The sequence below is a fragment of the Massilia glaciei genome, assembly GCF_003011895.2.
GTDB classification, from domain to species: Bacteria; Pseudomonadota; Gammaproteobacteria; order Burkholderiales; family Burkholderiaceae_D; genus Telluria_A; species Telluria_A glaciei.
The window spans coordinates 1-8,240 of the sequence record NZ_PXWF02000260.1 but is presented as its reverse complement, the minus strand read 5'-3'; the positions used below and the strand labels follow the sequence as shown (position 1 = coordinate 8,240).

Below are 8,240 nucleotides of genomic sequence, written 5' to 3'. Positions count from 1 at the left end.
GCGCGGTCAGCTCGCGGTCGGCGCGCGCGGCCGTGGCCAGGTGCTCGAGCCCGTTCTCGTTGCGCTCGGCCAGCAGCAGGCAGCCGTAGTCGTACTCGGCGCGCGCGTACGGCCCGCCCGGCAGGTCGAGCAGGTATTCGTGCAAACGCTTGGCGCGCTCGGGCGGTTCGAACTCGGCGCACAGCATGGCCAGTTCCTGCAGCTCGTCGAGCTTGAGCTTGGCCGGCAGCACGCGCTGCAGTTCCTCGAGGCGGCTGCGCGAGCCGCTCACGTAGCGGTGGCGCGCCAGCCAGCGGCGCTGCTCCCGCTTCCACCACTGCTGGTCGAATTCGTCGATCAGGCCCTTGGCGCGCTCGCCCAGCAGCGCCTCGGCCGCGCTGATCTTGATGCCGGGCGGCAGCTCCATGACCTCGCCGATCGCCTCGACCCGCGCGCTCAGGGGCGGCAGCGGGTCCGACAGGCCGGGCCGCTCGTTCCAGGCCGCGCCCAGCCGTTCGCTAGTGGCCCATTGCCTGTGGCCGGCCTTGAACGCGGCCCGCATCGCGGTGTACGGCAGGTACAGGGGCTGCTCCTGGGTGTTGGCCTGGCGCTGCAGGTTGGGCCAGAAGTCGGTGTCGATCCAACGTTCCAGCAGCGCGCCGCGGACCAGGCACGCGGCGTTCGACTTGGCGCCGACGACGGTGCTGGCGCCGCGGTCGGCGTCGATCGCGTTCTGGCGCCCGAGCACCAGCGTGTGGGCCTGGTAATAGTGCATGAACTTGTGCAGCAGCCGCGCGGCCAGGCCATCGAGCGCGTTCTCGTGGCGCGCCTCGCGCAGCTGCCAGAGCAGCGCCGCCGCCATGCGCTGCTGGCGGTAGGCCCAGGCGCCGGCGCGGTCGCGGCTGCCGCGCACGAGCCCGACCTCGTGGGCGATTGCGGCCAGCATCTCCTTGGGCGACATGCTCTGCATGAAGGGCAGCCCCAGCACCAGGTAGTTGACGGGCCGGCCGAACAGGCCCCAGCGCGCGCGCTGCACCAGCGCCACGCTGAAATGGTCGTCGAGCAGGACGTGGTGGATTTCCGGGCCGTCGAGCTGCTTGCGGATGTTGCCCAGCGCGCTGAACAGCCGCGGCACCTCCGCGCGCGTGAGCGGGCGGCCCGGCGGCGCGGGCAGGCGCGTCAGGCACAGGCGCAGCACCGCGAAACACGCCGGCGCCAGCGCCAGCGCCAGCAGCGCGGCCAGCCACAGCCCGAGGCTGCCGCGGCCGAAGCCGGCGTAGGCGATGCCGAAGCCGGCCAGCAGCAGCAGCGCGCACAGCATGCCGCCCAGCACCGCGTGGAATGTGGCGCAAAGCACGAGCACCTTGTTGCGGAACCCGCCCGGACTGACGACGGCGTCGGTCTCGAGCGAGCGGACCAGTTTTTTATAGGCTTGCTTATCCACGTGGTGATCCCGTTTTGCTTGCTGGCCGCATCTTGCCGCCCGACTCTTGTTGCCTGCCGCTTGCCACCGCCGGCAGGCGGGATTGCGCGCGTGGAGTGTCAATCTTGATAATTGTGCCAGTATCGTCGCCGCGCGCCGTCAGGTCAACCGGCAAAGTTGCCCGCTGTCAATTTACCACGCGCGCGGGCGGCTGTATCGCCGCGCCCGGGCGGACCGCGAAATAGTTTATGCTGGGAAAATATATGTCTCGCTAAGCCCGCCCCCCAATGGGACAATTGGCGCTCGATTGGCCCGGCCGGTAGACCTTCATGATAGACGCACAGCCCCCCATCATCGTCGCGCGCCTGGTCGAGGAGTCGCCCGAGGCGGTGTGCATCATCGACGCGCTCGGCACCGTGCGCTACCTCAACCCGGCGATGCAGGCGCTGGCCGGCTACCCGCTCGGCGAGCTGGTGGGCCGTCCGCTGTACGGCCTGCTGGCCGATCCGGCCGCATGCGGGGCCAAAGACTACATATTGCAGATGGTCAACGGCGTGCGCCAGGATCCGCTGCTGGGCAAAATGCGCGAATGCGCGCTGCGCCACCGCGACGGCGCCGAGCTCCCGGTCGAACTGCGGGTGCGCGAGCTTGGCGCCAGCGGCGGGGTCGGCTACCTGGGCGCCTTCGTCACCGACCTGCGCGCGCGCCACGCGCTCGAGGCGCGCAACGCCGCCCTGCTCGAGCAGATCGAGCAACTGGCCATGTCGGACCCCCTGACCGGGCTGCCCAACCGCCGCGCCTTCGAGGCGCAGGCGGCGCACGTGGCCGCGCGCGCCCGGCGCAGCGGCGCGCCGGTGGCGGTGGCGATCGCCGACATCGACCATTTCAAGGAGGTCAACGACAGATACGGCCACGTGGTCGGCGACGCCGTGCTCGCCGCCGTGGCCAAGGCGGTGATCGGGGCCTCGCGCACGACCGATGTGGTGGCGCGCGTGGGCGGCGAGGAATTCGGCCTGATGCTGCCGGACACGGACGCCGAACGGGCGCGCTTCGTGGCCGAGCGGATCCGCCAGCGCGTCAGCGCGCTGGCCATCAGCACCCCGAACGGCGACCGGATCCAGGTCACGGTCAGCATCGGGCTCGCGCCGCTGGTGCAGGAGGGCTTCGAGGTCGCGCTCACGCGCGCCGACGCGGCCCTGTACCTGGCCAAGCGCGGCGGGCGCAACCGGGTCGAGCAGGCGTAAAAAAAGCGCCGCCCGGTGCCGGGCTGCGCTTTTGTGCCGTCGTGCGGCCGGCGCTGCGGCCGACGTTTCCGCCGCGGTTTTTGCCAATGCCTAGTCGACCGCCTTGACCATCGCCTCGATCACCTTCTTGGCGTCGCCGAACACCATCATGGTGTTGGCCTGGTAGAACAGATCGTTGTCGAGGCCGGCGTAGCCGGACGCCATCGAGCGCTTGTTGACGATGATGCTCTTGGCCTTGTAGGCCTCGAGGATCGGCATGCCGGCGATGGCCGACTTGGGATCCTTGGCCGCCGGGTTGACCACGTCGTTGGCGCCGAGCACGAGCACCACGTCGGTCTGGCCGAACTCGCCGTTGATGTCCTCCATCTCAAACACCTGGTCGTACGGCACCTCGGCCTCGGCCAGCAGCACGTTCATGTGGCCCGGCATGCGCCCGGCCACCGGATGGATCGCGTACTTGACGATGACGCCCTTGTGGGTCAGCTTCTCGACGAGCTCCTTGAGCGAATGCTGGGCGCGCGCCACCGCCAGGCCGTAGCCCGGAACGATGATGACAGTCTCGGCGTTGCTCATGATGAAGGCGGCGTCCTCGGCCGAACCGGCCTTGTGCGGACGCTGCTCCTGGGCGCCGGCGGCGGCGGTGGCCGCCTCGCCGCCGAAGCCGCCCAGGATCACATTGAAGAACGAGCGGTTCATCGCCTTGCACATGATGTACGACAGGATCGCGCCGGAGGATCCGACGAGCGAGCCGGCGATGATCAGCATCGAGTTGTTGAGCGAGAAGCCGATGCCGGCCGCGGCCCAGCCCGAATAGCTGTTGAGCATCGACACCACGACCGGCATGTCGGCGCCGCCGATCGGGATGATGATCAGCACGCCGAGCACGAACGCGAGCACGGCCATGATGATGAACGGGGTCCAGGCCGGCTGGTCGCCGGGGGCGAAGCAGAACATCAGGCCGAAGGCCATGAGCGCGACGAAGATCACCAGGTTCAGGATGTGCTGGCCGGGGAAGCTGACCGGCGCGCCCTGGAACAGGCGGAACTTGTACTTGCCCGACAGCTTGCCGAAGGCGATGACCGAACCGGAGAACGTGACGGCGCCCACAAAAGTGCCGATGAACAGCTCGAGGCGGTTGCCGAACGGCAGCGCGACGCCTTGCTTGGTGATCTCGAAGACCCAGGGCTCGGACACCACCGCGACCGCGATGCAGACCGCAGCCAGGCCGATCAGCGAGTGCATCGCCGCGACCAGTTCGGGCATCTTGGTCATCTCGACCTTTTTGGCGGCGTAGGCGCCGATGCCGCCGCCGACCACCACCCCGAGCAGCACCAGGCCGAAGCCCATGGAGCCGGTCTGGGCCAGCCCCTGCAGCTTGAGGATCAGCGCGACCGTCGTGACGGCGGCGATCGCCATGCCGACCATGCCGAAGGCGTTGCCCTTGCGCGCCGTGGCGGGCGAGGACAGGCCCTTGAGCGCCTGGATGAAGCAGACCGACGCGATCAGGTACATCATCGTCACCATGTTCATGGTGACGAAGTCCATCATGCCGGCGGCCGGGGCCGCGTTGCCGAAATCGTTCATGCGTGCTCTCCCGCTGCAGCCTTGGACGCCACGTCTTGCTTGGCGGCCTTGGGTTCCTTCTTGCGGAACATCTCGAGCATGCGCTGGGTGACCATGAAGCCGCCGAACACATTGACCGCGGCCAGCGCCACGGCGACGGTGCCGGCGATCTGCCCGACCGGGCCGGTGGTCAGGCCGGCGGCGAGCATGGCGCCGACGATGATGATCGCCGAGATGGCGTTGGTGACCGCCATCAGCGGCGTGTGCAGGGCCGGCGTGACGGTCCAGACCACGTGGTAGCCGACGTAGATCGCCAGCACGAAGATGATGATGTTGACAATGGTGGGACTAACTAATTCCATGTTGCCTCCCTGTTTGGATTTGTTATGGCGGCGGGCCGTGGGCCCGTCCGCATCGAGACCGCAAAAAATTTATTTCATTCCGGTGATGGCGTTTTTGTCGTCGACGAATACGATCTTCGGGGTGTACTCGCGGGCCTGGCTTTCGGTCATCGGCGCGTAGGTGCAGATGATCAAGAGGTCGCCGAGATGGGCGCGGCGGGCGGCCGCGCCGTTGAGCGAGATCTCGCCGCTGCCGCGCACGCCGGGGATCGCATAGGTCGCAAAACGCTCCCCGTTGTTGACGTTGTACAGTTCGATCTTCTCGCCTACCCAGATATCGGCCGCCTCCAGCAGGTCGACGTCGATGCCGCAGGAACCCTCGTAATTGAGGTCGGCCTGGGTCACCGTGACGCGGTGCAGTTTGGAGCGCAGCATTACTCGTTGCATGGACATCTTTTACTTCTTTCCGTTAGTTATGTATTTATTTGCGCAGCGCTTCGCCGCCGAAGCACACCAGCGAAGCCTTGAGGATCTCGTCCTCGCGGTCGATCACGAGCGCGTCGTCCTTGTCGAAGATCAGCTTGAGGAAGTCGAGCACGTTGCGCGCGTACAGCGCCGAGGCGTCGGCCGCGACCAGCGTGGCCAGATCGGGCTCGCCGACGATGAACACGCCGTGCTTGACCACCGTCTTGCCCAGTTCCGACAGCGGGCAGTTGCCGCCCTGCGAGACGGCCAGGTCGACGATCACGGAGCCGGGCTTCATGGCCTTGACGGTCTCCTCGGAGATCAGGACCGGCGCGGCGCGCCCCGGAATGAGCGCGGTGGTGATGATGATGTCGGCCAGCTTGGCGCGCTCGTGCACCAGTTCGGCCTGGCGCCGCATCCAGTCGGGCGGCATGGTCTTGGCGTAGCCGCCCGAACCCTTGGCGATTTCCTTCTCCTCGTCCGTCAGGTAGGGCACGTCGATGAACTTGGCGCCGAGCGACTCGACCTGCTCCTTGACGGGCGGACGCACGTCGGACGCCTCGATCACGGCGCCGAGGCGCTTGGCGGTGGCGATCGCCTGCAGGCCGGCCACGCCGACACCCATGATCAGCACGCGCGCCGCCTTGACGGTGCCGGCGGCGGTCATCAGCATCGGCATGAAGCGCTGGTAGGTGTTGGCGGCGACCATGACGGCCTTGTAGCCGGCGATGTTGGCCTGCGACGAGAGCACGTCCATCGACTGCGCGCGCGTGATGCGCGGCACCGCCTCGAGCGCGAACGCGGACAGGCCGGCGGCGGCCATGGCCGCGATGTTCTCAAGGTCGAAGGGATTGAGCATGCCGATCAGGACCGCGTTCGGGCGCATCTGGGCGCGCTCGCCGGCGTCCGGGGCGCGCACCTTGAGCACGACCTCGCAGCCGAGCGCGTCGGCCGCGCTGCCGATGGTGGCGCCGGCGGCCACGTAGGCCTCGTCGACCACGGATGCCATCACGCCCGCGCCCGACTGCACGATGACCTGGTGCTTCGCGGCCAGCTTCTTGACCGTCTCGGGCGTTGCCGCGACGCGGGTTTCGCCCGGCCGCGTTTCGGCCGGTATGCCAATTCTCATGAACGACTCCGTAAATTATTAAACTGCTCAGAATATTACACGCAAACCTCAAAATAGTACTATCGTTCGCTTTTTTCTAGACGCATTGCTCGGAATTCAAACCGGTTGTGCTGCACATAGGGGGAAATCGGCGCTTTTCTTGTATCAGATCACCCCGTCCGTGCGCATTTTGTGCATCCGGGAAATGGCCAACGCGCATGCCGGCCTGCGCCAATGTAAAATGGCGGCTCATTTCGAAGGACATGCATGCCCCACATCTGGAGACCCTCCGTCACCGTCGCCGCGATCATCGAACGCGATGGCCGCTTTCTGCTGGTCGAAGAAGAAACCAGCGAAGGGGTGCGCCTGAACCAGCCGGCCGGCCACCTCGACCCGCACGAGTCGCTCGAGCAGGCGGTGGTGCGCGAAGTGCTCGAGGAGACCGCGCACGACTTCGTCCCGCACGCGCTGGTGGGCATGTACATGTCGCGCTACCGCTCGCCGCGGCGCGCCACCGACGTCACCTATCTGCGCTTCACGTTTTGCGGCGCGCCCGGAGCCGAGCACGACCAGCCGCTCGACGAGGGCATCATCCGCACCCTGTGGCTCAGCTACGACGAGCTGGTGGCCACGCGGGCGCGCCACCGCAGCCCGCTGGTGCTCACCTGCGTCGACGACTACCTGGCCGGCAAGCGCGCGCCGCTGGCCCTGATCCACACGCACGGCTCGGTGTTCGAGTGCGCCTCGACGTTCGAGGAGGACCCGGTATGAGCGCCCCCAATACGGGTAAAAAGAAAGTCGTGATCGGCATGTCGGGCGGGGTCGACTCCTCGGTGGCGGCCTGGATGCTCAAGGAGCAGGGCTACGAGGTGATCGGCCTGTTCATGAAAAACTGGGAGGACGACGACGACTCCGAATACTGCTCGACGCGGCAGGACTGGATCGACGCGGCCAGCGTGGCCGACGTGGTCGGGGTCGACATCGAGGCGGTCAATTTCGCGGCCGAGTACAAGGACCGCGTGTTCGCCGAATTCTTGCGCGAGTACCAGGCCGGACGCACCCCGAACCCCGACGTGCTGTGCAACGCCGAGATCAAGTTCAAGGCCTTCCTCGACCACGCGATGCACCTCGGCGCCGACCTGATCGCGACCGGCCACTATGCGCGCGTGCGCGACAACGCGGGCAGCTTCGAGCTGCTCAAGGCGTTCGACGCGAGCAAGGACCAGAGCTACTTCCTGCACCGCCTGAACCAGGCGCAGTTGTCCAAGACCCTGTTCCCGCTGGGCGAAATCGCCAAGACCGAGGTGCGCAAGATCGCCGAGAAGCTGGCCCTGCCGAACGCGCAAAAAAAGGACTCGACCGGCATCTGCTTCATCGGCGAGCGTCCGTTCCGCGACTTTTTGAACCGCTACCTTTCGTACCAGCCGGGCCCGATGAAATCCGATGACGGCAAGACCGTCGGCGAGCACGTGGGCCTGAGTTTTTACACGCTGGGCCAGCGCAAGGGGATCGGCATCGGCGGGCTCAAGTCGTACAAGAATCCGGACGGCTCGAGCGACGCCTGGTATGTGGCGCGCAAGGACATCGAGACCAACACGCTGTACGTGGTGCAGGGCCACGACCATCCGTGGCTGCTGTCGTCGGCGCTGAGCGCGGGCCAGGCCAGCTGGGTCGCGGGGCACGCGCCGGACGCGCGCGCGCTGTCGGCCAAGACGCGCTACCGCCAGGCCGACGTGGCGTGCGAGGTCGCGCCGAGCGGCGACGACCGCTTCGCGCTGCGCTTCACCGACGCGCAGTGGGCGGTCACGCCGGGGCAGTCGGCGGTGCTGTACGACGGCGACGTGTGCCTGGGTGGCGGCATCATCGACGGATCGACTGCGGTCTGAGGCCATCGTTTCTAAGGCCATCCGATACAAAAGCCAACGTCATCCCCGCCTTTCCCAACGTCACCCGCCCCCACCCGTCTTCCCCGCGAAAGCGGGGACCCATGCTGAGCGCGCCGTAGTCCGGCTTATATCGCCTTCGTATACGTACAGGGATTGGGGGTCCCATGACTAAACATTCACGTGCCATATCTGTGCTGGCTCAGCATGGGTCCCCGCTTTCGCGGGGATGAC

At 67.1% G+C, this 8,240-nt stretch carries 8 protein-coding genes; 3 read left to right on the top strand and 5 right to left on the bottom strand.

Annotation, left to right across the window (positions count from 1 at the left end; genetic code table 11):
* Positions 1 to 1,423: M48 family metallopeptidase (locus C7C56_RS18810; protein WP_146204549.1), on the bottom strand; the 1,423-nt coding region annotated here is incomplete at its 3' end.
* A 308-nt stretch (positions 1,424 to 1,731) separates the two neighbouring features.
* Between C7C56_RS18810 and C7C56_RS18805 the strand changes: the two genes are divergently transcribed.
* A complete protein-coding gene (locus C7C56_RS18805) occupies positions 1,732 to 2,646 on the top strand; it encodes a GGDEF domain-containing protein (RefSeq protein ID WP_106758903.1) in 915 nt (304 codons plus the stop codon).
* 90 nt (positions 2,647 to 2,736) lie between these two features.
* Here C7C56_RS18805 and C7C56_RS18800 read toward each other — a convergent pair whose 3' ends face one another.
* From C7C56_RS18800 to C7C56_RS18785, 4 genes are all read right to left on the bottom strand, one after another.
* Complete coding sequence (locus C7C56_RS18800) at positions 2,737 to 4,191, bottom strand: NAD(P)(+) transhydrogenase (Re/Si-specific) subunit beta (protein ID WP_106758905.1); 1,455 nt, start codon at positions 4,189 to 4,191, stop codon at positions 2,737 to 2,739.
* A gap of 35 nt (positions 4,192 to 4,226) precedes the next feature.
* Positions 4,227 to 4,571 carry an NAD(P) transhydrogenase subunit alpha part 2 gene (locus C7C56_RS18795; protein ID WP_106758902.1) on the bottom strand — a complete coding sequence of 115 codons (345 nt, stop codon included), beginning with the start codon at positions 4,569 to 4,571 and terminating at the stop codon, positions 4,227 to 4,229.
* Between the two features lie 69 nt (positions 4,572 to 4,640).
* Positions 4,641 to 4,997: an aspartate 1-decarboxylase gene (gene panD / locus C7C56_RS18790; protein ID WP_106758904.1), complete on the bottom strand. Its 357-nt coding sequence runs from the start codon at positions 4,995 to 4,997 to the stop codon at positions 4,641 to 4,643.
* Between the two features lie 34 nt (positions 4,998 to 5,031).
* Positions 5,032 to 6,144 (bottom strand): Re/Si-specific NAD(P)(+) transhydrogenase subunit alpha, encoded by a 1,113-nt coding sequence (locus C7C56_RS18785; protein ID WP_106758901.1) that lies wholly within the window; start codon positions 6,142 to 6,144, stop codon positions 5,032 to 5,034.
* 246 nt (positions 6,145 to 6,390) lie between these two features.
* On the opposite strand from C7C56_RS18785, the gene C7C56_RS18780 reads away from it, so the two are divergent.
* Positions 6,391 to 6,894 (top strand): NUDIX hydrolase, encoded by a 504-nt coding sequence (locus C7C56_RS18780; protein ID WP_106758900.1) that lies wholly within the window; start codon positions 6,391 to 6,393, stop codon positions 6,892 to 6,894.
* The gene (mnmA, locus tag C7C56_RS18775; protein WP_106758899.1) at positions 6,891 to 8,009 is read left to right on the top strand and encodes a tRNA 2-thiouridine(34) synthase MnmA; all 1,119 of its coding nucleotides are present in this window, start codon (positions 6,891 to 6,893) and stop codon (positions 8,007 to 8,009) included. Before C7C56_RS18780 ends, mnmA begins: the two co-directional genes overlap by 4 nt.
* Positions 8,010 to 8,240: the final 231 nt, after the last annotated feature.